20 protein-coding genes and 1 pseudogene are annotated in these 25,459 nt (G+C 56.2%); 11 read left to right on the forward strand and 10 right to left on the reverse strand.

The genetic code is table 11. The annotated features are described in order from the left end of the window. Positions 1-556: 556 nt before the first annotated feature. From NJQ98_RS18335 to NJQ98_RS18355, 5 genes are all read right to left on the reverse strand, one after another. Positions 557-2,107 carry a TrkH family potassium uptake protein gene (locus NJQ98_RS18335; RefSeq protein ID WP_262181440.1) on the reverse strand — a complete coding sequence of 517 codons (1,551 nt, stop codon included), beginning with the start codon at positions 2,105-2,107 and terminating at the stop codon, positions 557-559. 21 nt (positions 2,108-2,128) lie between these two features. Further along, entirely contained in the window at positions 2,129-2,839 is a 711-nt protein-coding gene (locus NJQ98_RS18340) for a potassium channel family protein (RefSeq protein WP_262181443.1), read from the reverse strand. A gap of 253 nt (positions 2,840-3,092) precedes the next feature. Next, positions 3,093-3,857: an Lrp/AsnC family transcriptional regulator gene (locus tag NJQ98_RS18345; RefSeq protein ID WP_262181445.1), complete on the reverse strand. Its 765-nt coding sequence runs from the start codon at positions 3,855-3,857 to the stop codon at positions 3,093-3,095. A 50-nt stretch (positions 3,858-3,907) separates the two neighbouring features. Further along, positions 3,908-6,178, reverse strand: a complete 2,271-nt coding sequence (locus NJQ98_RS18350; RefSeq protein WP_262181448.1) for an amino acid permease — start codon at positions 6,176-6,178, stop codon at positions 3,908-3,910. Beyond that, the gene (locus NJQ98_RS18355; protein ID WP_262181450.1) at positions 6,171-6,602 is read right to left on the reverse strand and encodes a universal stress protein; all 432 of its coding nucleotides are present in this window, start codon (positions 6,600-6,602) and stop codon (positions 6,171-6,173) included. Before NJQ98_RS18355 ends, NJQ98_RS18350 begins: the two co-directional genes overlap by 8 nt. A 210-nt stretch (positions 6,603-6,812) precedes the next feature. Between NJQ98_RS18355 and NJQ98_RS18360 the strand changes: the two genes are divergently transcribed. The 8 genes from NJQ98_RS18360 to NJQ98_RS18395 all read left to right on the forward strand — a co-directional run bounded on the left by NJQ98_RS18360 (position 6,813) and on the right by NJQ98_RS18395 (position 13,619). Beyond that, positions 6,813-7,685, forward strand: a complete 873-nt coding sequence (locus NJQ98_RS18360) for a universal stress protein (protein WP_262181453.1) — start codon at positions 6,813-6,815, stop codon at positions 7,683-7,685. A gap of 358 nt (positions 7,686-8,043) precedes the next feature. Further along, positions 8,044-8,394, forward strand: a complete 351-nt coding sequence (locus NJQ98_RS18365) for a hypothetical protein (protein WP_262181455.1) — start codon at positions 8,044-8,046, stop codon at positions 8,392-8,394. A 1-nt stretch (position 8,395) separates the two neighbouring features. Continuing rightward, complete coding sequence (locus NJQ98_RS18370; protein WP_262181456.1) at positions 8,396-8,839, forward strand: universal stress protein; 444 nt, start codon at positions 8,396-8,398, stop codon at positions 8,837-8,839. Positions 8,840-8,895: 56 nt separating this feature from the next. Continuing rightward, entirely contained in the window at positions 8,896-9,582 is a 687-nt protein-coding gene (locus NJQ98_RS18375; protein WP_262181458.1) for a potassium channel family protein, read from the forward strand. A gap of 116 nt (positions 9,583-9,698) precedes the next feature. After that, entirely contained in the window at positions 9,699-11,228 is a 1,530-nt protein-coding gene (locus tag NJQ98_RS18380) for a TrkH family potassium uptake protein (RefSeq protein WP_348533593.1), read from the forward strand. Positions 11,229-11,349: 121 nt separating this feature from the next. Beyond that, positions 11,350-12,015 carry a potassium channel family protein gene (locus tag NJQ98_RS18385; RefSeq protein ID WP_262181461.1) on the forward strand — a complete coding sequence of 222 codons (666 nt, stop codon included), beginning with the start codon at positions 11,350-11,352 and terminating at the stop codon, positions 12,013-12,015. Positions 12,016-12,017: 2 nt separating this feature from the next. Further along, a complete protein-coding gene (locus tag NJQ98_RS18390) occupies positions 12,018-13,169 on the forward strand; it encodes a universal stress protein (protein WP_262181463.1) in 1,152 nt (383 codons plus the stop codon). A 48-nt stretch (positions 13,170-13,217) separates the two neighbouring features. Beyond that, positions 13,218-13,619: a hypothetical protein gene (locus NJQ98_RS18395; protein ID WP_262181466.1), complete on the forward strand. Its 402-nt coding sequence runs from the start codon at positions 13,218-13,220 to the stop codon at positions 13,617-13,619. Positions 13,620-13,751: 132 nt separating this feature from the next. On the opposite strand, the gene NJQ98_RS18400 is transcribed toward NJQ98_RS18395, so the two are convergent. From NJQ98_RS18400 to NJQ98_RS18420, 5 genes and pseudogenes are all read right to left on the reverse strand, one after another. Continuing rightward, the gene (locus NJQ98_RS18400) at positions 13,752-14,333 is read right to left on the reverse strand and encodes a TrkA C-terminal domain-containing protein (RefSeq protein ID WP_262181469.1); all 582 of its coding nucleotides are present in this window, start codon (positions 14,331-14,333) and stop codon (positions 13,752-13,754) included. Positions 14,334-14,366: 33 nt separating this feature from the next. Continuing rightward, a pseudogene (locus NJQ98_RS18405) lies at positions 14,367-14,471 on the reverse strand (NAD-binding protein); the annotation flags it as partial. A 43-nt stretch (positions 14,472-14,514) separates the two neighbouring features. Further along, positions 14,515-15,561 (reverse strand): DHH family phosphoesterase, encoded by a 1,047-nt coding sequence (locus NJQ98_RS18410; RefSeq protein ID WP_262181470.1) that lies wholly within the window; start codon positions 15,559-15,561, stop codon positions 14,515-14,517. A gap of 223 nt (positions 15,562-15,784) precedes the next feature. Then, positions 15,785-16,369, reverse strand: coding sequence for a helix-turn-helix domain-containing protein (locus tag NJQ98_RS18415; protein WP_262181473.1), 585 nt, complete (start codon positions 16,367-16,369; stop codon positions 15,785-15,787). 78 nt (positions 16,370-16,447) lie between these two features. Continuing rightward, positions 16,448-17,254, reverse strand: coding sequence for a recombinase family protein (locus tag NJQ98_RS18420; RefSeq protein WP_262181476.1), 807 nt, complete (start codon positions 17,252-17,254; stop codon positions 16,448-16,450). Between the two features lie 394 nt (positions 17,255-17,648). Here NJQ98_RS18420 and NJQ98_RS18425 point away from each other — a divergent pair, with 394 nt between their 5' ends. From NJQ98_RS18425 to NJQ98_RS18435, 3 genes are read left to right on the forward strand one after another with little or no spacing between them, the layout of a single operon-like run. Next, a complete protein-coding gene (locus NJQ98_RS18425) occupies positions 17,649-21,830 on the forward strand; it encodes a class I SAM-dependent DNA methyltransferase (RefSeq protein ID WP_262181479.1) in 4,182 nt (1,393 codons plus the stop codon). Then, on the forward strand, positions 21,827-24,796 hold the full coding sequence (locus NJQ98_RS18430) for a DEAD/DEAH box helicase (RefSeq protein WP_262181481.1): 2,970 nt from the start codon (positions 21,827-21,829) through the stop codon (positions 24,794-24,796). The genes NJQ98_RS18425 and NJQ98_RS18430 overlap by 4 nt, the downstream gene beginning before the upstream one ends. Next, positions 24,793-25,341: a TATA-box-binding protein gene (locus NJQ98_RS18435; protein WP_262181483.1), complete on the forward strand. Its 549-nt coding sequence runs from the start codon at positions 24,793-24,795 to the stop codon at positions 25,339-25,341. Before NJQ98_RS18430 ends, NJQ98_RS18435 begins: the two co-directional genes overlap by 4 nt. Positions 25,342-25,459: the final 118 nt, after the last annotated feature.

Raw genomic sequence — 25,459 nt, forward strand, 5'->3', positions numbered from 1 at the left:
TCGCTTGCTTATTATTTATATATCATATACCGCTATACTATTTTCACTCGAGTCAGGGATTAAGCTATTACGAAAGGATCACCGTATTACAATTAATTCAACTGGACAATCAGACGGCGACAACACAGATATGCAAAATTTCAACGGAATAGATGAAATTGACACCGCGCTGTTGAAGTGAATGTCCTCTGTTGTAATCATCAACACTGACGTATGTCTCACCGAGATATGGAAGCAGGAGGAAAGGAGCCTCAATGGCCTGGTTACATCATGTTTACTGGTCTTCTGTGTATCATCGGTAGTATACTCATCAGCCTCGCCTTGGGACCCGAATTAGGATACAGCAGTATCTTAGCAGGGATGAGATATTTCGGGTTCGCTCTAATCGTCGTGGGGTTTCTTATTTTTGTGACAGTAGAGTGAGGTACACATCAATAAGACCGACGACTGACTCCCCACGGGAGGTGACTGCTAGGCCGTAACACAACCTCTGGTTAGTCGAGTTCCGTGCAACAATTTCAGATGGCTATTTTGTCAAATCTAAATTACATCTAATTTAGCGGTACATATTGAGCCGCTGTAGGACTGATCCAACTAGTACGGCGATGGGGATGATTTCGAGCCGCCCGACCCACATATTGAGTATCAGCATGGCCTTCGCAGTATCGGGCATATCCGGCCCGGTGATACCACTGCTGAGGCCGACGTTACTCTGTGCGCTCATCACGTCGAAGATGACGTACTCCAGCGGGTGGGCCGGTGAGAGCACACGGAGCAACACTGCGACGCCGATAACGAGGAATGTAATCCAGAGGATGAACACGACCGTCGCTTCAGTGTACTCGCGTTGGGCCTGTTCTTCGCTGAGCTTCCGGTCACCTATCTGCAGGTACGCAATGGCGGACTGCGGGCGGAAAACGTCCTGTATCTGCCAGACAGTCCCCTTGATCAGCGTTATCACGCGGATGAGCTTGAGACCGCTGACAGTCGACCCCGCTGCAGCACCAGTGAGCATGCCGAGACAGGCCCACAGCGTAGCACCAGCACTCCAGACTTGCTCGGTTCCGCCACCGATTGCCGTGCTTCCGAAGCCAGTGTTCGACGTTGCGGAGACGAACTGGAAGAGCGCGACCCGGAACGTCTCTTCAAGCGTCGCGTACTGACCGTTCGCGTACAGGATTGCCGTAAGGACAAGCGAGCCGACAGTGAACCAGATGAACACCCATCGGGTCTGGAGATCGGTGTACAGATTCCGCACCTCGCCTTTGAATATGAGGTAGTGGATCGGGAAGGCGATACTGCCAGCGACCATAATCGGCACAGTCGCGTACTCGATCAGCGGACTGTCGTAGTACCCGATAGACTCTGCGTGAACGGAGAATCCACCGGTAGCGATACCAGTCATCCCGTGATTGATAGCGTCCCACAGCGGCATGCCGGCCAGCAGGAACAAGACAATCGACCCAAGCGTGAGCCCGACGAAGATTTTCCAGATCTCGCGGACGGTGGTCACGATGCTCGGATGGATCTTCTCCGAGCGTGCTTCGCTCTCGTAGAGGGTGTAGGAGCCACTGCTACCTCCTCGTCGGAGGATAGCAACCGTCAGGACGATGACGCCGACGCCGCCGACCCACTCGATGAACGACCGCCACCAGTGCAGCGAGCGCGGCAGTTTTTCTTCGACAGCGGCTACAGTGAGCCCGGTGCCGGTGAAGCCGCTCATACTCTCGAACACCGCATCCAGTGGGTTGAGGAAGATAGCCGTCGTCTCGTCCATTGCCGGCGTGTTCATCCAGATCGGCAGCGGGTCGAGCTGGATAGTCCACGCGATGAGGAGAAAGGGCAGCCCGCCGAGGACGCCGACGAGCGCCCATGCAGTAGCTGCGGTAACCATCGCCTCGCGTTTCTCCGGCGGGTCAGCGTCTTCGTAGCGCCAAACCAGCAGACTCCCGAGACCGGCCATAATCAGCGCCGAGATGAGGAAGGCCGGAATCGCAAAGAACTCGCCGTTTACTGCCGCGACGAGGACAGAAATCATCATCATAAACGAGATAGCTTGCACGATGCGACCGACGTCACGGCCGACGGTTCGTCTGTTTACGATCATCTCAGGATAATTGAGGACTGCTCACAGGCTGAATCCGTTCGAATCGTTCGTTTCGTGGTCCTCGTAATGGCCGAAAATGTCGGTCACTTCCGGTGTAGCCCCGGTTCCGGAGTACACCGTCAACAGGTCTCCCTGTTCGATACGAGTCTGTCCACGCGGAGTGATGGGCGAATCCGATTCGTTCCGTTCAATCGCCACAACGAGCGTGTCTTCGTCGAGTAATCCTTCCTCGTCCGCTTCGATGAGGGTCAGGCCGGCGATTGGTGCGTCCTCGGCGACAGTTATCTCGAACACTTCGGCGACATCGCCGACCCGCATGTAATCGACAATCGAGGGGCGGTCCACAGATCTGAACAGCGATTCGGCGATGAGGCGCTGTGGGTTCTCCATCGTATTGACGCCGATTTGCCGGAAGAGGTTCATGTGCTCCGGATTGTGGACGACCGAGACGATGCCAGGGATTTCGAGTTCCTGTGCGAGCAGGCAAATCATGACATTGGTCGCGTCCTGGTCCGTCGTCGAGATGATGGCGTCTGCGCGTTCGGCCCCGGCATCCTCTAACGTCTCCTTGATTGTGGCATCCGCATTGATCACCATGCAGTCGAACTCACTGGCGACCTCGTCTGCCCTGGCTGCGTCTTTCTCGATGACGACGACTTCGTTTCCGGTTCCCGTTGCGATTTCGATGAGCGGCGTTCCGATATCGCCGGCTCCGACAGTGATTATATACATGTACTTTCACTCCTACTGGTGCCGTTTGCGCTGCGTAATTCGTGGTCAGGATGCCGAACGCAGTGCTTGTCCTGCTGCCTGCTAACCTGACATTGCGGACCTAAGTTCGTAGTCACTTGGCAGTAGATTACGGTCCTAGAATAAAAACTCCGCTATCTTGCGGTATCAGTATAATATGGGGCTTCAGGTCAGTATTCGGGAGTGGTATTGACTTTACCACCAGAATAAGAGTGATATAAAATCAATCGTGTCATCACGAGGGTGTCATCGGCTTGTTCGTATTGCCGAAGGCTTCTAGTGTCGACTCGGGCACGCCGTCCCGGGCGAACACGGAGATGAGGTCACCAGAACGGATCTCTGTGTCACCTTTCGGCGTAATCATTTCTTCCCCCCGTTCGATGGCGATTACGAGGACTTCACTGCCAAGCAGCGATTGTTCGTTGGCTTCCCGTAGCGTCGTGTTGACAATCGGTGCGTCCTTGCTGACTGTCACGTCCACCACTTCGGCGCCGCCAGAGAGTGACACCATGTCGGTCATGGCACCCTGCTTGCTCGCGCCGTCCGGTCCGAACGGCTCGTATGGCGTAAAATACTCCTCCTGAATCAGGTCTTCGTCCTCGATTTCCAGGCCGAGCTTGCTGAGCTGGTGTGCAATCCGCGTCAGGTCGCTCATCTCTTCACCCACGGCCTTGACCTGAAGGTTGCCACGCCCTGTCCGGAGTTCCCGGACGTTCACGACACCGGGTACGGTGAGCGCCTTTCTGGCGAGATTCTCTCGCTCACTTGCAGAGGTGTTACAGACAAATAGATTGGTCATGCGGCTCTCACACCGCTCGTAGTCGATGTCCGCGTGATACCCCTTGATAATTCCCGCCTCTTCGAGCTGGTCAATGCGGTTACGAATCGTCCCCGGAGAGACATCCATCTCCTCCGCGACCATCGGGGCCGAGATGTTCCGTGCGTCCTGCTGTAGCGCGTGGATGATGCGCTTGTCAATTTCGTCGAGACGACGACTCATAGGGGAATTACAGGGCGCGCGCCAATCCCTTTTTCCCCTTCTGCCAGTGTCTACGATTCGAGGCGTTGGACGATGGCCTGACGGACCGACATCGCGGACTCTTCGGGACCCCGAGCCATGACCACAGTCCGATCAGCCTGTTCACCAATCGTCTCGGGTAATGAGCCGAAGACGGCCTGTGACACCGCACCAGTGCGGGTTGCACCCACACAGATAGTATCGTACTCCGAGGCCGCATCGAGAATCGTCCCCTCGATATCCTCGGCGACCTCGATACGGCTCTCGTATTGAGTCGCTTCGAGACCGGCCCGCTCGACGAACTCCTCAATGAGCACCTCCCCGCGCTCCTGTGGCGACGCACCTTCGTCATCGTCGCCTGGTTCCTGGACGTTGAACAGCGTCAACGAGGTATCCTCGCCGGACGCCTCAGCAAACTCCGCTGCCCGCCGGGCGGTAACTGGTGCGTGGGGGCCCTCACCGGCGAGGACCATGATATCTCCCTCTCCGCGCCCGTCCTCGGGCCAGAGTTTCACGAGCGTCGCATCACACGAAGCGCGGCCAATGACGGGGTCGATAGTCGAGCCGAGGACGTGTTCGCGCCGACTCCGTGTGCCTTTCCAGCCCAGCAGGACGTGGTCGGCGTCTTCCTCCTCGATGACGTCCAGAATCGCCGAACCGGCGTTGCGGCCGACGATTGCGCGAGTTCGTAGACCGACATCGAGCTCGTCGGCAATGTCCCGCGCGGAGTCCAGCAGTTCCTGCTGTCTTTCAACACGTGCTTCCTCGAAAGTGAGGTCCTGCGCTAGCGAGGTCTGCTGTGGGACTTCGATGATATTCACCACGATGACTTCGGCCGTCTCACTATCGTGAGCGTGTGCACTGGCCGCTGCCATCCGGAGCAGGTCCCGTTCGGTTTCGGGGTTCGCTACCGGTACAACGACTTGGTAGCGCCCCTGTCCGTCGGTAACTTTCGTCGGACCCGGCGCGATTGCTTCCCCGACCAAGCTCTGGCTGAGCGCCCGGTCGCGTGCGTAGACGGCGTACCAGAGGATCCCAAAGACGACGATGACACCGCCGATAGCCTGCACGATAAGGCTCATCTGGAGCAGAATGGCGATACAGGCAATAAATCCGAGTATCGGGACAATCGGATACAGAACGCTCGGAATCCGGAACGACGGGTCATAGGCCTCGGGGTCGGCACGTCGCAGGACGACGACCGCGACGTGGACGAGCGCGTAGGTGACGAGATACATGAAACTCGCCACTTCAGCGAGTGTTCCGATACCGACGCCGATGGCGATGAGCACCAGCGTGATGATACCTGTCGCGGTGATTGCACGGTACGGCGTTCGGAACCGGTCGTGAACCTCGTTGAGCCAGTTAATGAGAATCTTGTCACGACCCATGGCAAAGTTCACGCGGGCCGCCGAGAGGATACTCGCGTTCGCACTCGACACCGTTGCCAGAACAGCACCGACAATCATTGCCAGCGCGCCGATGGAGCCCATGAACTCGGTCGCCACGTCAGCGACCGGAATCTGTGAGGTTGCGAGCGCCTCGATGGAGAGCGTCCCCGTCGAGACGAACATCACACCCACGTACATCAGCGTGGGCGTCACAACCGCGGCAATCATCGCCAAAGGGAGGTTCCGGCTTGGGTTCTTGATCTCCTCGGCGCTGGTTGCAATCACCTCGAAGCCGATGAACGTCACGTAGACGGTTCCGATGGTGGCCGCGACGGCCGGCCACCCGTTGGGGTTGAAATCCCCGATAGTCGGGCCATCGACGATTCCGATGCCGAGGAAGGTGACGATGAGACCGACCAGCGTGAGGACAATAACGTTCTGCAGTGCGCCGGTCTCCTTGACGCCGTAGTAGTTGACGCCGGTCAGCAGTGCTGCCATGACGAGTGCAGCGACAGTAATCCCAATCTCGCCCCATCCGGCTAGGAAGCCGACATACTGACCAAGGCCGGGTAGCAGGTATTGGCCGAACCCAATCATGTAGAAGGCACTGGCGAAAGTCAACCCGGCCCACATCCCCCATCCGACGATACTGCCGAAGAATGGGCCCAGTGCTCGATTGACGTAATAGTAGCTCCCACCGGCTTTCGGCATCCCGGTGGCAAGCTCCGAGAGCGAAATCGCCGCGAGCAGCGAGACAAGCCCGCCGGCGAAGAAGGAGATCATGCTTGCAGGACCCGCCTGTTCGGCGGCGATACTCGGCAGGACGAAGATGCCGGCACCAATCATCGTCCCGAGTCCAATAGTGTACGCTTCGAGGAAGCCGAGGTCGCGTGCGAGTTCCTGGTCAGTCATGGTCTGGTAGTGTGATAACAGGCAAGTCGCTCTCCGAGACGAGTGACAGCGCCACGTCACCGGTCAGCAGACGGATCCACCGACTGCCACCACGTGGAGTGAAGACGATAGCACTCGCGTCGATGTCGTGTGCTGTTTGGATAATCGTTTCTGCAACGTCAGTCCCGTAGCGAATATCAGTTGTGACGGTGATGTCGGAGTCCACAAATACGCCACGGGCGCTATCGAATATCTCGTGAGCGTATTCTTCACGCTGTTCGACTGAGGCCTTGTCCGGTGCACCACCGGCCTTCTCGATCACGTTGATAACAGTCACGTCGCCCCCGGTTGATTCTAGATACGGTCGGATAGCCCGCATCGTTGCTTCAGCGTCTTCCGGTGAGGCCACGGGCACCAGTGCATGGGTGAACAACGACGTGGACATGTTACACCCTCCCCAATCTAGTGCCAACGCATCGAGTATGATACCCTCCGGTAATTGTGTTCCGAACCATACTCCATAGTCTACGGGACTGGTTAATCAATTGTTTGTCTCCGGCGTTACCAATTCATCGTATAGGGAGTATATATTGTTCTAGCTGCGGAATGCGGAACAATGCTGTGGATTTATTACGGATAGAAAAGCAGTAGTTGCATGGCTCACGCTGAAACGAGTCTCAAAGAGTTTCTGGAACGGTCCGAGACTCCAGATGCTCCACCACGTATTCTGTATCCGATTTTCAGTTCACACGATAGTTTCACGTTCGAGACTGCATTGAATATCGCAGAGGGCGTGGGGGGTAAACTCATCGTACTGGATTTGCTTACAGACGACAGCCTCCAGAGTGCAGAGATCACTCATGTCGGTCGAAAGCTACTGCAAGCCAACCTGGACGAGAACCACACGGCCGACGCTCACCTGATTGTCGAGGAAACGAGCAGTCCACTCAAAACAGCGATCAAAGTAGCGCAGCAACGAGATATCCAGCTTGTCGTCCTTGATGAACACACTCCCGATCTGTTCGGGGAGGGGCTTCGCGGTGACGCGGCCGACCGGATGAGAAAAAAAGCATCGTGTGACGTCCTTTCGGTCACATACTCTCGTGCCGGTCCGGGTATCGCATCAGTACTCGTCCCGGTCGCCGAGGGGAAACATTCTGGCCTCGGTGTCATCGTCGGGGGCGCCCTCGGAGTGGGTGCGGACGCACCCGTCGACCTCTTTCACGTGTCCGAGGAGAAAACCGATGCTGAAGTATCACGGGTCTCGGACCTGTTCGAACGGGCTCGGGACCGCCTCCCTGAATCGGTCGAACTGGACACATGGCACCTCGAAGCGCCCGACGTCGCCGAGGCAATCATCAACGAGTCCGCACATTACGACGTGACTTTAATAGGCAAACCGAGCCAAAGCGGTCTCCGGGAGTTCGTTACGGGCTCGATTACAGCAGCTGTGACCAAAGAGTCGGAAAACGCCGTCCTTACAGTACAGCGAAACGGTGATTCTGGATTCAGCTTCGAGCAGGGGTAGCGGAGGATTCGAAACAGTGACTGCACGTCACAGTATCTCTGACTGCCGCTGTGAGTCAACTACGTCTGGCCTGTCAGCGTTCCGGCCAAGCGCTTCCTCCCAGCTTTGAATCATCTGAGTTCGATGGGGAACCCACCAGACGAAAGAGACTTCAGATTTCTGGTATGATTTCGGTATAAGTAATTAAACTCGAATATAGAACTGTATAAGGAATCTAGACACCAATTTTTATAAGGTGGCGCAATTTCTAGAGCAGAGAAGACCGCTCCCGCGAGAGCAACCAGGTCGTTCGAAGACCGGCTCACCGGCCTGAACCGACCGCTTAGCGGGCCAGAAACAGCAGTAACCGGAATAACATATGACCCAACCTGATACAGCTCCCCCCGACAATATCCCGGAGGAAATCACGACGGCACTAGAAGCCAGCAGTGATTCCCAACTCAGGGAGATTATCCATTACGCACAGCAGCTCCTGCGGGAGCATCCACCGCTCACGGACGCGATCGAATCACGGGCGGGTGAAGACCTCGTTCGAACGGAGGACCACGGAGCGTACACGATTGTCATCGTCGAACGCCCGGACGAAACGGGCAAAGCACGTGGGCCGTTCGCCTACAGAGTCGGTTGGGAACACGGTATCGGCGACGAGGACGGGAAGTACCGGTGGCATTACCTCGGCAAAGTCTACGGTGCGGACGGGGGTGACTGAGATGTCCCCGTCGTTTTTCCAGCGCGTCGTCGTGCCAGTCGCCAACGAAGACGACGCGAAGGCAACAGTTGCCGCCCTTCGCCCGTACGTAGCGGAGTCAGATTGCACTGTAATTGCCGCCCACGTCATCGAGAAAGCCGGTGGAGCACCGGACAAGGCGTCAGTCGAACAGCGAGAACAGTTTGCGAGAGACGTATTCGCTGTCGTTACCGATGGGCTCGCTGATACTGATATCGCACTCGAAACAGAGCTCCTCTACGGCACCGAGATCGCATCGACACTCATCGATGCAGCACACGAACTCGACGCCAGTGCAATCGTGTTCACGCCCCGTGGCGGGAGCCGATGGCGGAAACTGTTGAGCGGGGACGTTACGCACAATCTCGTCAACAACAGCGACATCCCGATTCTAGCGCTCCCCGACCGTGAGGTGAGCGGCGCGTGAGTATAGCCCGGAGACAGGTGGCCGAATCGACAACAAACCACTAACGGAAACTATACATGTACATCATAATCGTTGGCGCTGGCGATATCGGATCACCACTGATCAACATCGCCACGCGAACCGGAAACGAGGTCGTCGTCATCGAGGAAGACACAGGCAAAGCCGACGAGATAGCAAGCGAGTTCGACTGCCTGGTTCTCAATGCGGATGCGACCACCAAAGAGACGCTGCAGGATGCTGGAGCTGACCGGGCTGATGCCATCATCTCGACGACGGACCAGGACGCGACCAACGTCATGGTCTGTCTGCTTTCGAAAGAGTTCGACATTCCGGCAGTCACGTCAGTCGTTCATAATGCGGAGCACATGAACCTCTTCCGCCAGATCGAGGTGAACACGATTGAAAACCCACAGCAACTCATCGCCGAACATCTCTATCGTGCGGTTGCCAGACCAGCTATCGTCGATTACATGCGAATCGGTGATGACGCGGAGGTGTTCGAAATCACAGTGACGGAGGACGCGCCAGTCGCTGGCAAGTCACTCACAGAGGCGGGTGAGGAGGGTATACTTCTGGATGATGTTTTGATCGTAGCCATCGCCCGTGAGGGCGAAGATAGGCCACTGACACCGCGCGGGAATACGCGAATCGAGCCCGGCGATCTGTTGACAGTCTACTCCGCAGCCGGTGCAAACCCAGCGCTCACGGACATCTTCGGCCATTACGAAGACCGAACGGTGTAATCGAGGGAGAATTCAAAACAATGTCCAATTCATCCGTCGGTCGGCCTGGCTTCCTGACTGCCTCGAAAACAGTCTGTCGAGACATCGGTGCCCTGCAAGTACTCATCGGCGGGCTGATGCTGGCACCGTTGCTCGTCTCGCTGGTCTATCAAGAGTGGTACAGCGCACTATCCTTCCTAATCGCTGCAGGCCTCACTGCGCTCGCTGGCGGGGCAGCGTACAAGGTGTGCGAGGATGCCCCTGAACCCAAACGCCATCACGCGATGATCGTCGCGGCCCTCGGATGGGTCGCTACGGCAGCGTTCGGTGCCCTGCCGTTCGTTATCGCGGCCTACATCACGCCGCCGGCAGTACTCGAATCCTTCGTGCCGGCAGGCGCGAGCTATCAGTCTAGTCTCCTCAACTTCCAGAATCCGCTCCACGCTTTCTTCGAGAGCATGAGCGGGTATACGACGACGGGCCTGACGATGAGCGTTCACGAACCGTCGGTAGGCCACGGGTTCCTCTGGTACCGCTCGCAGATGCAGTGGATCGGCGGCGCGGGAATGATCGTCCTCTCGCTGGCGATTCTCCGACAACCCCACGGAACTGCCGGGATTTCGTTGTACCAGTCGGAAGCCCGAAGCGAGAAGCTACGGCCGAGCATCGTGGGCACCGCGCGTGAAATCTGGAAGATCTACGTCGGCGTCACCGCACTGGTCGCCGTCTATCTGGCGGCGGCGACGTTCCTCGTGACTCCGAGCTACGGCATCGAGCCGACGCTCTTCGACGCGGTCAATCACGCGATGACTGGCCAGTCGACTGGCGGATTCAGCACACTTGATGCGTCCATTGCCGGCTACGACTCCTACGCCATGGAGCTCGTTCACATCCCGGCGATGATTACCGGGGCCATCTCGATTCCGGTCTACTACGGGGTGCTCTCCGAGCGTGACATCCGGGAGTTCACGCGTGACCCGCAGGTCAGAGTGCTGTTTGGGTTCTTCGTCGTCGGTGTGGTCGGTCTGACGGCGTTCCTCGCTCGGTGGGTCGGCGTGCCCTACAACGGTGACCCGATAGCGTACGTCGGACGTGTGGCGACGAGCCAGGCGTTCCGTGACGGGCTCTTCCAGTTTATCAGCGCACAGACGACGACGGGGTGGCAGACATCCGCCATTGGCGACTGGAACAACGGCGCGGTCATGTTCATCGTCTTCGGCGCGATGTTGCTCGGTGGCTCCGCCGGTGCGACGGTCGGCGGTATCAAGCTCCTCCGTGGCTACATCATCGCCCGCGGCATCAGTTGGGAGGTCACTCGCGTGTTCCTCCCTGACCACGCTATCGACGACCTCCGTATCGGCCAGCGGATATTCAAAACCGATGAGGCAAACGACGAGATCCGCGCCGCGACGACGTTTGCGTTCGTGTACCTCGTCTTGCTCGTCCTCTCGCTGTTCGTCCTGTTGGCAGTGCTCCCGGCGGATTTCACACTTGCCGATGGGATATTCGAGGTAGCGACGGCACAGGGGACTGTCGGTCTGTCGTCGGGGATTACTGGCCCGGATATGCCGGTCACTGCTGAAGTCCTGTTCATCATCCAGATGTGGATGGGGCGGCTCGAAATTATCCCCGTCCTCGTCCTGATTAACGCGCTCTTCAGGCGGTGACTCGTATGTGCAACCAGATTAGATTCCGTCCGCCTGTGCTGGATGTCCCCGGCCCGCCACTGAGCTTCGGCTCACCCACTCGTACCGCTTTGCAACTAACACCATCACGATACCACGACCAATGTATGTAATCATCATCGGCGCAGGCCGCACAGGTAGCACCGTTACCAATCTCGCAACGCAGGACGACCACGAGGTGGTCGTCATCGAACGCGACACCGAACTAGCCGAGGAAGTGAGTGCGACCTACGACTGCATGGTCATCAACGCCGACGCGGCGTCGAAAGACATCCTGCTCGAAGCCGGCATCGAGGAGGCGGACGCACTCATCTCGACGACAGAGAGCGACTCGGTGAACCTCATGGTGACCATGTTCGGGAAGCAGTACGGGGTCGAGACGCTCGTGAGTTCGATCAACGACCCCGCGCATATGGAACTATTTGAGGACCTTGGCGTGAGTATCGTCGAGAGTCCCCATCGTCTCAATGGTCAGTATCTCTACCGGGCAGTCCAGCATCCAGCGATTCAGGACTTCATGCCCATCGCCGGCCAAGCTGAAATCTTCGAGGCGACAGTCGATACGGGCGCTCCAATTGACGGCCTCAATCTAATCGAGGCCGACAACGACGACCTGCTGCCTGAAGAGACGATTATTGTCGCCATCGTCCGCGACGACGAACTGCTAATTCCACAGGGAGAGACCGAGATCCGTGCTGGTGACACCGTCACAATTTTCGCCAGAAACGGGGCGACGAGCCAGATTACCGACGTATTCACAGGGTCATAACGATGTCTGATGACTCTGAGCAGGCTGAAGTTCGAATCACCACTCAAAAGCAATCGTCCGACTCGGATGATGAGTCATACCTCCGTAGCGGCCCGCTTATCCAGGCGCCGGATTACACTATCATCGTTCCTGTCACCGAGACGCTGCTCGACACGTATACAGGGATCAACGTCCGCCGGTTCCTCCAGACAGCGGTCGCACTGGCAGCTGAGAACGACGGCCGGGTGCTCTTACTCGCCGTCGAGACTGTTAGCGACGAAGCGGCGTTGGAAACCGTTCGGGAGTACGTACAAACGGGGCAACCGAGTGAGGACGAGCCAGACACCCCCATAGAAACCATCGAAGAGAGACGGAGACAGTTAGCGGAGATGGTTGATGTGGCGCAAGAACTCACCCCGAGTGTTCCAGTCGGTGCAGCCGTCCGGACTGTAACTGATCTAACGGAGGGTATTCTCGATGTTCTAGACGGTGAGACCGAGACAGCTGTCCTGCTGCCGCGTGGGACCGGGCTCGACGAGGGCTGGTTACTCAATCGAAGTTCGATTGACACGATTCTTGCTGACGCTGAGTGTGACGTTTTTGTCGAAAAAATGGGGGCACAGGGAGGGGAGAACGCGTTGTATGTCCCGAGTGCCGATGAGCACATTGTGGCATCGCTCGCCGAATCGGAAGCGGAAACGATAGACTCCATACTGGTACCTGTTGGAGCGGGCCCACACTCTGCCCTTGCTGCAGAAGCAGCGCGTGCAGTAGCACATGCCGCTGACGCATCGGTCACCGTTTTCCACGTCATCGCTCCCGATTCAGCTACTGATGCCGGGAGTGACGGTGAAGATCTGCTGAGGTTCGCTGAATACGTTCTTGGACCTGACGTGGCGACTGCAACAGAACTCGAAGAGGCTGCTGATACGACTGACGCGATTGTCGAGAAAGCCAAGTCGCATGACCTCGTATCGATAGGAGCGCCGGAGGAGAAATCCCGCCTAGAACAAGTAATCTACGGGTCTGTAGAGGATACGCTCTCTGATCTCAGTCGGGCAACCGTACTCATGTCGCGTGACTCTGATCAGACCATGCGTTCACTCTACTACCGGTGGAAACGGGGTATTGAGAAAGGAGACAACAGTGGCGAGTCTGAAAATGGGTCTTCATGATTTCACTCAGGTCTTGAGATTATCCGGAGCTGATGGGGAGACGACAATATGACATTCACACGTTCCAAGACCGCCCGTATTGCGGATGTTCTAGAGAGATATCTCAAGAAGTCTGTGTTCATCGGCGTCCAAGGTATGGTAGCATCTGGAACAGTCGCCATGGGTTATCTTGTTATCGGTGGCTTGCTCACTGTTGTCAATAGCCCATTGGCTCCACAGTCATTTCTGTCGATGGAAAATGATCCATACTTTTTCTGTTCAATAGCAGTAGTTTCGATATTCATCATTCAAGCCACCGGATCACTCATCCTGTACAAGTTTCTCACGGGTGTCGAGGACCAGCGGTCACAGTTCGTTATTTTGGTGAGTTATATTGGACTGGGTTTCGGGGGAGCTGCTCTCCGATTTACTCTTCCGCAGTCTCTCGATTTTGTTCTTACTCTCCTGTGAGCAACGAATAGAATAACAAGGGAGACATAACCGTGTATTCAGAAGGCGGCGTTGTCGATTTCTCGGCCTCTGGTGATGAGTACGAGCCTCTTATTGACTATCTGATTGGACCGATGTTTCACGAACGCAGTCTCATTTGGGATGTGTAGGTGATGCGTCCTCGTCATTTGCCGCCGGTTCACGCTGGACAACCAGAACGGGTCCGAGGAACTGGTCTGCGACCTGGTCGGCCGGCATCCCGAACACGAACGTCACGAGCGACGGATCCGTTTCACCCATCACGACGGCATCGAACGCCTCAGCTGCATCGACGATCGCATCAAGGGGCCCCTGATCTCGCTCAACCCGCGTCTCGATTCTCGGTTCATCGACACCGAGATCACCCAGCCGATCGACCATCCCATCGAGTAGTGTCCCAATGTCTTCGTCCGTTTCCTCCGCCTCGGCGACGTGGTACAGCGTTATCGATGTGTCTATCCCCCCGAACACGCCGGCGACGACGAGTTCGTCACCACGTTCGATCACAAAAGGGGCACCGGGATTGGTGATGACGGTCCCGTTCCGTTCGGCGGCGATCACGGTACATCCCGTTCGATTCCGGATGTCTGCCTCACCGAGCGACTCGCCAACCACACCCGGAGCCTCCGTTCGAACGAGTTTGAGCTGCGTGCTTGGAGACAGGATCTCTTCATAGAGAACGATCGACGCGAGCATTCGCCCGCTGACGGCGGCGAGCGAGAGGACGTGGTCTGCTCCGGCGCGATACAGTTTCGACGCGTTCTCGCGTTCGTTGGCACGGACGATGATTTCGATCCGGGGGTTCAGTTCTCGAATCGCAAACGTTGCGAAGATTGTCGTCGAAGAGAAAGCCCCGTGCTATAGCGCGGGGAGGATGTCAAGCGTCTTCACCGTCCAGTTTGGTCTGTGTCTCCGTCTCTGCCGTGAGATTGAGTTCGGCAATGAGACGAGCACTCATAACCTGTTCAACGATTGCGAACAGCTGGTCATCGTCAGTGGTATAGTCCGCGAAAATACCGAGTGGCACTTCGCCACCGGCCATCTCGCGGTGACCGCCGGCGCTGCCGACGTCAGAAAATGCCTTGTCGAGCACGTCGCCGATGTGGATCCGAGAATCGGTCGACCGGGCGGACAGTTGAACCCCGTCCTCGACGATACCGAAGACGATAGCCGTCTCGACACCCTCCAAGGTCGCGAGGTAGTCGGCCGCTTGGGGTAACGCGTCACGCTCGCTGGTCCGACCAATCCCCGAGATGAGGACCGAGCCACGGACGCTCCGATTCGTGATCGCCTCCGCGATGGCGTCGACGGTCGCGCTGGTGACCGACGGGTTCGAGAGCGTCCGGAGTAACGCACTGTCGGCGTGGTCGTGGAGCCAGCCCGCAGCGTCGTACTCGTCGCGTGTCACGCCGCGGAGGAACCCGAGCGTCTCGCGACGGATTGCGAACAGGAGCGCCGTGCCGAGGGCGGCATCCATCTCGGTAGCTAATTCTCGTACGTACTCCGTCAGAATCGTCGCCGTCGCGCCGACCTGCTCACGATGATCGATGAACTGCGCCTCGATTTTCTCGCTCGGATGGTGGTCGATCACGATATCGACCGGGGTTGCCTCCGGGACCCGATTGTTCGCCCCCGGAACCGAATGATCGACGAACGCAAGCAGTGACCCCTCGGGGCGGTCTTGGACGACCCCGGGCTCGAACGGCTTCACATCGATATCAAGGAGGTTGACGAATGCCCGATTCTGCTGATGGGAGATATCACCGCTGTACAGAATGTGGTGTTCGTCAATGCCGGCGGCCATCGCAATCCGACCTAACGCGAACGCGCTTGCGAGACAATCAGGATCCGGGTTGTTGTGACAGACGATGGTGAGCGTCTCGCCATCAGAGAGGAGTTCGTTGAGTTCATGTGCCGGATGCATGCCATATTATTGTGAAAGCGCACACAAGCGTCTGGTGTACCGAATTCGTCTCTGACCGGTAAGTCAAATAATCTCGTCAATCAGCTCCTGTCCGTCTTTGAAGTGAATTTGGCCTACGAAACCGGTAGCCGCCATTGCAGCGGGGATGCCCTCGCTGGCATTGCTATCCGTAGCACAACACAGACTCGTCAAAGGGGTCGAATGGATCACTTATGTCAATCCGTCAGTCCTCCGCTGACGGAGACTGATCGCGAGCGTTCCGAATATCTTCGAAGTAGGGGTCAGCAGACTCCATATCCTGAACGACCTCTTGGAGTGCTTGTAACACAGCAATCGCAAAGGCGTATTGCAAATCGAGTTCGCGAGCTGCGACCCGTTCGGACATCCCACCATCGGCATAGGGGATTGCATACGTGAGTGCAGCCGCAAGCTTCCCAAGCCCGTATTTTTCCAAGAGTAGGTCGAGATCCTGATCCTGAGGTGAGCGGCCAACAGCCTCGATGAGAGTTGGAGTGACAGTGTACTCGTCACCGTCGAGATCCGCAGTAAGCGTGATCGGGACTGCAGAATACGTGTGAGTTTTCTGGGCCTCGTCTCGTGTGACCACACCGAGGTCCACGAGCGTCCCCATATCCGAATACGCCGTCGTCCGAGGCATATCTAGCGCTGCAACGATATCGTCGATAGTGGCCTCTCCATCGCGAAGGACGAACGTGTAGAGCCGGGCCAGCCGTGGCTCTTCCAGCAGCTGTGCAATCGACATGAGACCGTTGATAGCCCGTTCCGGATCGCCCGCAGCTTTCGACATACAATTCATAATTCATGTATTGAGTAATAACTGTTGGGGCGGTACCGAGTAGGGAGTACGGAATCAGTTGCATGAGACTTACTGCTGATGACGGTTGATCTCATCGCGAACGATGGCCCTGATTTCCTGCTCCGGGAGGCTTGTGTCATCGGGAATAGCCGGTTCCTCGAGTGGTTCAAGTTCCTGAGCGGCAGCTTGGAGTCGTTCATCTTCAGCTTCGGCGTAGAAATAGAGGTCAAGTCGGTCGTCGTAGAGGGCTCGCAGCGTTGACTCGGCAACAGGTGTTCCGTCAGCTGCTTCAGCGTAGGTGTAGCCGTGTTCGACGCGTTCGAGTGCACGTCGAATAGTCAGGAACTCGTCAGCGTTGACCTGGAGATAGCCGTCTTCGACATCGAACCCAGCTGGCGGCCGTCCAATCCATCGGCCGGCCTCTTTCGCAGCGTCAATACCTGATTGAATCCGGCGGAGCTTCTGTTTGTGCTCAACCCGGGCGAGGTCGCCCATCACACCGGCGATAAGCTGACTCACCGCTCTGTCGACGAGGTCATCCTCAAGGCTGATTTCGAGTCCGACTTCTAAATCTTGGATGCCCGTTTCGTGACTGAGACAGAACTCGAGGAACTCGTGGATTTCGCCGGCGCCGAGTCGAGAAAGACGTGAGAGTTCGTGGACAACGACGACGTCCAAGGCCCCGTCTTTGATATCTACACGGAGTCGCTGGTATTCTTCACCACGCTCAGTTTCAGTCCCGCTGATGATATCAACGTAGGTGTGAATCTCTGGCTCGTCGTACGTGCTTTTGGCGAACTCTCGAAGTTCGTCGAGCTGTCGTTGCGGGTCTTGTTCTGTCGTTGAGACACGGGCGTAGATGCCAATCTCGGGCATACTTCTTGCGGCCGCAACCGAGTGTATAAGTTATCCACCTTTTGCGGGGTCCGTAGAAAGGATTTCCTTTCTGTAGACGTTGTGGAAACGTGCCTTGATATACTGACTTTCCTAATGACGGATGGCTTTCTTGTCTCTAAATTTAAATTAGTCTAAGTAAAGACTATATCATAACACTCTGTTTGGTCAAGCATCCCGAATGACTCGAAAGACTATTGCCCGAAACTCAGGCAACTCCGGGCGGGTTAATGTCTCTGGCTCTGAACTGAAAAAACTCGAAGTCGGTATCGGCGACGATGTCGATGTCGACGTTGCCGATACGAAGGAAGTCGCTCACGCTATCATCGACAGCAAGGACACGGATCGGTTCCTCATTGTCACTCCACTATAACGCATGCAAACGGCACTCACCTACCGGACGAATCGCGACCTGTTCTCGAATTATTACCTAGACGAGCACCTCCCTGAGACCGAGGCGTGGGACGAGCTTAGCGACGACGAACTCCGTGAAGCGAAAGCGGACATTATGGATCTGTGGGAGCGGGAGAAGGGAACTGCTCCCAAGCGCAACGAGTCCCAGCTCGAGGAGAAGTTCATCCGGCCGATGTTCCGGAAACTGGGTATCCCCTTCGAGGTTGAGGAGAGCACCAGCCGGACCCAACGTCGGCCCGACTACGGCTTCTTCGAATCCGCGGACGCCGCACGCGGTGCGTTCGAGCGCCGCGAGGAAGGTGGCGATTTCTACAAGGACGCCGTCGCCGTCGCGGACGCCAAGCGCTGGGGTCGTCCACTCGACACCCGTGGGAGTGGAGAACACGAGCGGGACTTCGAGAACCCGAGCTACCAGATTCACGTCTACCTGCAGGAGACGCCGGCGCGGTGGGCCGTCCTCACCGACGGGAAGAAATGGCGGCTCTATTACGGCCCGACGAGCCATCGCCTCGACTCCTACTACGAGATCGACCTGCCGACCGTTCTCGAAAAGGGGGATCTTGAGGACTTCAAATACTTCTACCTCTTCTTCAGGCACAGCGCATTCCTGGAGGATTCCAGCGGCGAGTGCTTCTTGGACGAAATCTACGACGAGTCCAACGTCTTCGCCCAGGAGTTGGGGGAAGATCTCCAGGATAACATCTACGAGGCGATCAAGGTCCTCTCCGAGGGGTTCATGCAATACCCGGACAACGACCTCTCCGAGGACGACCTCGACCTCATTCACGACAGTTCGCTCATCTACCTCTACCGGCTCATATTCGTGCTCTACGCCGAGAGTGAGGGTCGTGACCTGCTGGACACGAACAACGAGATCTACGAGGAATCCTACAGTCTGAATACACTCAAGCAGGAAGTGGCGGAGGAATTAGACAGTCCGAATCCGAAGTATCGCGACTGGCAAGACAACCTCTGGGACCGACTGGACGAGCTGTTCAAACTCATCGACCAGGGGAGCAAGTCACGCGGTATCCCGGAGGAAGACCTCTACATCCCGGCGTACAACGGCGGGCTGTTCAGAACTGATCCGGACGAGGACGACAGCGTCGAAGCCCGGTTCCTCGCGAATCATCAGGTGGGCGACGCCTACCTCGCTGAAGTCATCGAACTGCTGGCCCGGAGTCAGAACGGCAACGGCGGTGGGAAGATCTTCGTCGACTACTCATCGCTGGACGTCCGCCATCTTGGAAGCATCTACGAGGGGCTTCTCGAGTATCAGCTCGACGTCGCCGATGAACCGCTCGCACTGGAAGATGGTGAGTACGTCCCCGCCGGTGAGGGTGACGAGGTGATCGTCGAGGAGGGTGAAGTCCACCTGACGACTGGGTCTGGCGAACGCAAAGCCACGGGCTCGTACTACACACCGGAGTACGTCGTTGAGTATATCGTCGAGGAGACGCTGGAACCGCTCGTCACGGACATCCGGAACGATCTTATGGCACAAAGTGCCCGGGGTGAGCGTGGCTTTGCAGCGGAATTCGCAGATCGGATATTCGATCTGAAGATTCTTGACCCAGCAATGGGGAGTGGTCACTTCCTCACGAGCGCAATCGACTACCTTGCTCGAGAGATCATCGACGCCCAAGAAAAGCAGGCCGCCCAGCAGGGCATTGAGACCGTCGACGAAGAGCACGACATCAACTGGGCCCGTCGGCAGGTCGCCCAGCGCTGTATCTATGGCGTCGATCTGAACCCGCTGGCTGTCGAGCTCGCGAAGGTATCCCTCTGGCTTCGGACGCTCGCGGCTGAACAGCCTCTAGCGTTCCTGGATCACCACCTGAAGACGGGGAACTCGCTGGTCGGCAGCGACATCGAGGAAATCGAGGAATTGGAATCTGATGCCGGCGGTGGCGGACAGAACGCGACACTCGCCGACTTCGGTGTGGCCCGGAAGGGGACCATCGAACAGCTAATGCGGATCTATCAGGACTTCATCGCCATCGAGAACCAGGAACTCGCTGACGTCAAGGAGATGGAGGCCAAGTACGACGAGTTCGAGCGGAACAAGCTTCGGCAGCGACTTGAGGCGATGACAAATGTGCATACTGCCGAGGACTTTGGATTAGATAATCTCCCGTCTGACGCTTACAAGCGGATGGCAGCCGCTCTTGAAGATGACGAGGAGTGGAGTGGGATCCAGGACATGCAATGGTTCAAAGATGCGCAAAAGTGGGCTAGTGCTGATGAGTACTTCCATTGGAAACTAGAGTTCCCAGAAGTCTATTACACTACTAACGGACAGAATAGGGAATCTCCGGGATTTGATGCGGTCATCGGTAATCCACCGTATGTTCGCCAAGAGTTGATTACTAGCTTCAAAGACTATCTGCAGAAGGAGTTCTCCGTCTACCATGGCCGGGCTGACATCTATGCATATTTCGTTGAACAGGCAACCGAACTTGTCCGCAATCAAGGGCGTCTCTCCTATATCCTGTCACATAAATTTACAAAAGTCAAATCTGGGAAGGGACTGAGAAAATTAGTCGCTGATCATCAAATTGAGGAGTTTATTGATTTCCAGGACCTCCCTGTATTCGGTCCGGATGTTAGTACCTATCCTGCGATTATGATCCTATCAAAAAACCCCGCTTCAAACCCTTTCAAATATGCTCAAATAGACGATTTAGATTTCAATTCACTTCCAGATCGAGTCGAACGGGTCAAAAAAGAAGTGGACCAATCCTATTTCTCGGATGATGAATGGACTTTCCTTGGTCAAAAAGAAAGGGAACTGAAGGAGAGAGTCTCGAAAATTGGGGAGCCAGTCATTGACGCAATAGGTGACCCTCTAGTTGGTGTGAAATCCGGATTAAATGACGTTCTCATTGTTGACGAGGAGAAGATAATTGAACTCTTCGGGAGCACGGAAAATACTGAACTCTTCCGCCCAATCATCTTCGGAAAGGAAATCAAGCGATTCAGACCTCCAAAACCGAACAGCTATATCATGTACCCCTATGTTCGGACTGAGGAGGGGGTGAAAGTCGCAGATTTAGATAATTATGAGGTGACCTCAAACTACCTTGAGCAGTCCAAAGAGAATCTAGTTGACCGGGCGATTATTGAAGACAAATACCCGAAGGGGGAGATGGAATGGTATGAGCTACAGCAGGTGAACAAAAATGTTGAGCCTTCTAAAGAGAAAATCGTCTATCCTGATATATCCCGTAGAGCACACTATACGATTGATTCTAGTGGTAGCGTCGTAACTACAACTGGTTTTATACTCCAATCCTCGGACCGGTACTATCTGGGTTTACTCAATTCTGCCTTGTTGGAGTGGATCCTAGCTGTTGAATGTGCTAAAGCCCGAGGCGGATACCTTCGTCCTAAAGCCCAGTATGTGGGGAGTCTGCCAATTAAGGACATTAGCCCCGATGAGAGAATATATGATTCAAATGGGACGAGTGATAAAGAAATAGCTGGTCAAATCGAAGAACTCGCACAGGAATTACTGGAGCTAAATGACGAATTCGAGAGCTTGAATCTTGATCTTCTTGATTATATTGGTGGATATGAAGATGGCGATACATTAGGTGATATTTATCTTCCAGCCGAAGGGGTCTCAGATTCAATTCTAACGGACACTACTGATGAGAGAGACAGTCTAAGACTAGGAGATATTGAACTAAGGGAGAGTGATGACACCATCGCACTTCTAGCTTCAGCGCGGTACAAGCCTGAGGAGCCAGAAGAATTTGAAACCGATCAATGGGGATACACGGAGACTGATCTGATGCCTGCAATGAAATTCACAAACCTGTCCGAAATAGATCGTGTTTTACTCAGTGAATTCATGCCCATTGCAGTAGAAGAGGCTGGGGGCTTCGCAGACTTCAGAGAAACCGCTACCTCAACGAACTCACTGATAGATAGATTAGCAAACTTGACACTTCCGGGTGTCGAGAGTTGTCGACAAGGGTTAGAGCGATTTACCGATGTGAAATCAAGGTCAGAGGAGATTCAAGAGCGGACTCAAGAAGCAGAAAAACAGATAGATGACCTCGTTTTCACACTTTACGATATATCCGATGAAGAGAGAGTTCTTATCGAAGATGCACTAACTGATTTGATTGAGGAATGACTAACTTCGAGGTCGGCGATGAAGTCAAGTTCGCCGGCGGGCGTGGAGAAATCACGAAAATCGAGGATCGTCCCAACGGCGGTCATCTCCTCCACGTCTACACCTCGGAGGGCCAGCTCCGCAAACTCCCTAGCGGCCTCCCTCACATCGAGAAACTCGATTCGCTTGTCGACCGCCTCGCGGCCGGCCAATCCGACGCCCCGATCCATTACGACCTTCGAGAGCGGGCGATCCGGCTGGATCTCGCCTACAAGTACGACCGGTTCCTCTCGTTGACCAGCAACCGCATCGAGATCGAACCGTACCAGGTACAGGCCGCCTACGAGATCCTCAACTCCTATGACCACCGCTACCTCATCGGCGACGAGGTCGGCCTCGGGAAGACCATCGAAGCCGGCATCGTTATCGAAGAACTCATCGCACGTGACCGAGCCGACCGGGTGCTCATCGTCGCCCCGGCGCCGCTGACCGTCCAGTGGCAGGAGGAGATGCGCGAGAAGTTCGACCGCAACTTCGTCATCTACGACCGCGAGACGGTTCGTACACACCGGAAGTCCCACCCCAACCAGAATGTCTGGAAGCAAGAGGACCTCATCATCACCTCCATCGACTTCGCGAAGCAGACCACAGACGACCCCGAGTCGGACCGCGTCTCCGTCCTCGATGCCCTCCAGAATCTCGACGAGGAGTGGGACGTTGCGGTCTTCGACGAGGCCCATCACCTTACGGCCAGACGGTCGAGCGACGACTCAATCGAGCGGACACAGCGGTATCAGGTCGGTGAGGCCGTCGCCGACAACTCCGATGCGCTGCAGCTACTCACCGGGACCCCACACAAGGGGAAATCAGACCAGTTCTACTTCCTCGTGAGTCTGCTCGACCCGTATCGCTTCAGCCACGAGTCGCAGATCAGTCCCGAAGCGCTTGAGGACCTGATGATCCGGCGGCTGAAGGACGATATGTACGAGACTGACGGGACCCGAATGTTCCCCGAGAAGAACATCGAGGCACTCCCGGTCGAGATGACACGCGAGGAGCGGAAGCTGTACGACGACGTCACCGAGTACATCCGCGAATACTACAACCTTGCTCAGCAGGAGGAGAACCAGGCGGCAGGGTTCACGATGGTCATCTACCAGAAGCGGCTGGTCTCGAGTATCTACGCGATCCGGAAGTCCCTCGAAAACCGGATGCGGGCGATTCAGAACGACGCAGTTGCCGAAAACCTCCCCGATGAGGTTCAGGATCTTATTCCGCGGTATAGTACCGAACCCGAGACGCTCACCGACGCAGAACGTGCTCGGGTCGAGGAGGCGCTTGAAACGGTCACGATTACGCTCAATCAGTCGCAAGTCCAGCAGGAGCTGGACCGCGTGAAACAACTTTGGCAGCAGGCCAAGAACATCGAGACGGACTCGAAGGCCCGATTGCTCCGGCAGTTCGTCGACCGCATTCTCTCAGAGGATCCCGACGAGAAAATCCTGATTTTTACCGAATACACGGACACGCTGGAGTATCTACGTGACGAGGTCTTCGCTGACCACGACGTCGCCCAGGTGTACGGTGACCTCGAGCAGTCCCGTCGACGGGAAGAGATGAGCAAATTCGAGGAGGAGGCCAACCTGATGCTCGCCACCGACGCCGCCCAGGAGGGACTCAACCTCCAGTTCGCCCACATCATGGTGAACTACGACCTCCCGTGGAATCCCATCCGGATCGACCAGCGGATGGGGCGGCTCCACCGCTACGGCCAGGAGCACACGGTCGAGATTCGGAATCTCTTCTTCGCCGATACCCGCGAGAGCGAGATCCTCAACCTGCTCATCGAGAAGACGAACCAGATCGAGTCGGACCTCGGGATGCGCTCGGATGTCCTCGGTCGCGTCCTCGAGGATGTCGATCTGGACGAGACGATCATGGCGGCCATCGCTGAAGGCGAGCCGACTGAACGTGTCGTCGCCGATATCGAGGCGACCATCGAGGAGAAACGCGAAGCGATTCAGACCGTCGAAAACGAGTTCCTGATTCGCGACCGCTTCGACCTCTCTGGCGAGGACGACGAGATTCTCGACGTGATCGAACGCAGTCAACACGGCAAGGTGTCTGAGGACGATATCGAGACGCTCGTGCGCGTGTTCTTCGACGAATTCGGCAGCTCTATCAAGGGTGTTCGACCCGGACCGGCCCGGATGGAAGGGGACGTGTTCCAGTTGGATGTCCCTGAGGTCCTTAGTGGAAATCAGGTGGCACGACAGTACCCACGCGCCACGTTCACCAAGGATATCGCGATGGAGGAGGATGATGTTGAGTTCATCTCGCTTGACCATCCTCTCGTTGAGTCGCTCATCGAATTCTGCTTGGACAGCGACCGGATCCAGGGTAAAATTGCGACGAAGGTCGCTGCGACGGCGTCTCAAACCCCTGGAATCCTGTTCAATTACCGTCTTGGCTACGTCTCCGGTGCCGGGGATGTGGTGACCGAGAAGTTGGTTCGTCTCTTTGTTCGCCCGGATGGTAGTGTAACGACTGATGTTCCTGAGCTCTCGAAGACGACCGCTCCCAACGAGATCCCATCGTCTCACGAGGTTGATCGGCTCTCGAGTATGGCGGAGGACCTCTACGAGGCGGCAGAGATGGAAGCATGGACGCACGTTGAGTCGTTCGCCGAGGAGGCCCGAACCGAACGAGAACGGGAGATCGAAATCAAACGCGAGCACGCTGAGCGATACTTCGAAGAGCAAATCGAAGAATGGGAAGAGCGGTTAGAGCAGTACGAACAGCGGGCTGAGCAGGGTGCGGATATGTCCGCGCCGATTGGGAACGCGAAGCAGAAGCTCGAAAGTCTGCGACGAGAGCGTGAAGAGGAGTTATCCCGGCTTGAGGAAGAGAAGCACGTTACTCCCCAAGAACCGCAATTAGTAACAGCGGCGTACGTCGTCTCTCATACAGAGGCAAAGGACGAATGATCTCTATTGCGAACGCTGTCGGGTCGGGAGATTTGGGTGTGGAACTCGATGTCGCCGAGGTCGAGTCCGATTTGGACCTGCCGTACACCGAATACGACCCCTCGAACTACCATGGCCTTTACCTTCGGCTTGTTGATGGTGGTCCTCTCATCACGGTTTATCGGAGTGGGAAATACATCATCAGTGGGTGCTCTACGTTCGAACAGTTGTACGAGACGAACGATGCGTTCCTCACGACACTATCCGAGTTGAACATCGTAGAGGCAGAGACTGAAACCGGATTCACGGTACAGAACGTCGTCTGTACGGCACAGCTGGACGACCCGGTCGATCTGAATACACTCTCTATCGCGTTGGGCTTGGAATCTGTGGAATATGAGCCAGAACAGTTCCCCGGTCTCATCTATCGGCCCGCTGACCACCCGGCCGTTCTCTTGGTTTTTGCCAACGGGAAAATAGTCATCACAGGGGCTTCTGACGTGGACCCTGCCGAGGATGCGTTCAGGCATCTTCAGGAACAGGTGACGGCCTACCTCGAACAGTAATCCAAGCTATCTATTCGTGATTATCTCATGAGTCAGTGTCTGTCACTACCCGCACGACGGAGAAAGCGGTTCTGTGCAGCACTCGGTTACTGCTGACGGCAGACTAGTACAGTTCAAT

Origin of the sequence: Haloarcula laminariae (genome assembly GCF_025457605.1) — an archaeon.
GTDB lineage: Archaea > Halobacteriota > Halobacteria > Halobacteriales > Haloarculaceae > Haloarcula > Haloarcula laminariae.

What these genes read in the sequence shown, in the direction of transcription:
- NJQ98_RS18335 (WP_262181440.1), bottom strand. Translation starts at nt 2,107, where the DNA reads ATGATCGTAAACAGACGAACCGTCGGCCGTGACGTCGGTCGCATCGTG.
- NJQ98_RS18340 (WP_262181443.1), bottom strand. Translation starts at nt 2,839, where the DNA reads ATGTATATAATCACTGTCGGAGCCGGCGATATCGGAACGCCGCTCATC.
- NJQ98_RS18345 (WP_262181445.1), bottom strand. Translation starts at nt 3,857, where the DNA reads ATGAGTCGTCGTCTCGACGAAATTGACAAGCGCATCATCCACGCGCTA.
- NJQ98_RS18350 (WP_262181448.1), bottom strand. Translation starts at nt 6,178, where the DNA reads ATGACTGACCAGGAACTCGCACGCGACCTCGGCTTCCTCGAAGCGTAC.
- NJQ98_RS18355 (WP_262181450.1), bottom strand. Translation starts at nt 6,602, where the DNA reads ATGTCCACGTCGTTGTTCACCCATGCACTGGTGCCCGTGGCCTCACCG.
- NJQ98_RS18360 (WP_262181453.1), top strand. Translation starts at nt 6,813, where the DNA reads ATGGCTCACGCTGAAACGAGTCTCAAAGAGTTTCTGGAACGGTCCGAG.
- NJQ98_RS18365 (WP_262181455.1), top strand. Translation starts at nt 8,044, where the DNA reads ATGACCCAACCTGATACAGCTCCCCCCGACAATATCCCGGAGGAAATC.
- NJQ98_RS18370 (WP_262181456.1), top strand. Translation starts at nt 8,396, where the DNA reads ATGTCCCCGTCGTTTTTCCAGCGCGTCGTCGTGCCAGTCGCCAACGAA.
- NJQ98_RS18375 (WP_262181458.1), top strand. Translation starts at nt 8,896, where the DNA reads ATGTACATCATAATCGTTGGCGCTGGCGATATCGGATCACCACTGATC.
- NJQ98_RS18380 (WP_348533593.1), top strand. Translation starts at nt 9,699, where the DNA reads ATGCTGGCACCGTTGCTCGTCTCGCTGGTCTATCAAGAGTGGTACAGC.
- NJQ98_RS18385 (WP_262181461.1), top strand. Translation starts at nt 11,350, where the DNA reads ATGTATGTAATCATCATCGGCGCAGGCCGCACAGGTAGCACCGTTACC.
- NJQ98_RS18390 (WP_262181463.1), top strand. Translation starts at nt 12,018, where the DNA reads ATGTCTGATGACTCTGAGCAGGCTGAAGTTCGAATCACCACTCAAAAG.
- NJQ98_RS18395 (WP_262181466.1), top strand. Translation starts at nt 13,218, where the DNA reads ATGACATTCACACGTTCCAAGACCGCCCGTATTGCGGATGTTCTAGAG.
- NJQ98_RS18400 (WP_262181469.1), bottom strand. Translation starts at nt 14,333, where the DNA reads ATGCTCGCGTCGATCGTTCTCTATGAAGAGATCCTGTCTCCAAGCACG.
- NJQ98_RS18410 (WP_262181470.1), bottom strand. Translation starts at nt 15,561, where the DNA reads ATGCATCCGGCACATGAACTCAACGAACTCCTCTCTGATGGCGAGACG.
- NJQ98_RS18415 (WP_262181473.1), bottom strand. Translation starts at nt 16,369, where the DNA reads ATGTCGAAAGCTGCGGGCGATCCGGAACGGGCTATCAACGGTCTCATG.
- NJQ98_RS18420 (WP_262181476.1), bottom strand. Translation starts at nt 17,254, where the DNA reads ATGCCCGAGATTGGCATCTACGCCCGTGTCTCAACGACAGAACAAGAC.
- NJQ98_RS18425 (WP_262181479.1), top strand. Translation starts at nt 17,649, where the DNA reads ATGCAAACGGCACTCACCTACCGGACGAATCGCGACCTGTTCTCGAAT.
- NJQ98_RS18430 (WP_262181481.1), top strand. Translation starts at nt 21,827, where the DNA reads ATGACTAACTTCGAGGTCGGCGATGAAGTCAAGTTCGCCGGCGGGCGT.
- NJQ98_RS18435 (WP_262181483.1), top strand. Translation starts at nt 24,793, where the DNA reads ATGATCTCTATTGCGAACGCTGTCGGGTCGGGAGATTTGGGTGTGGAA.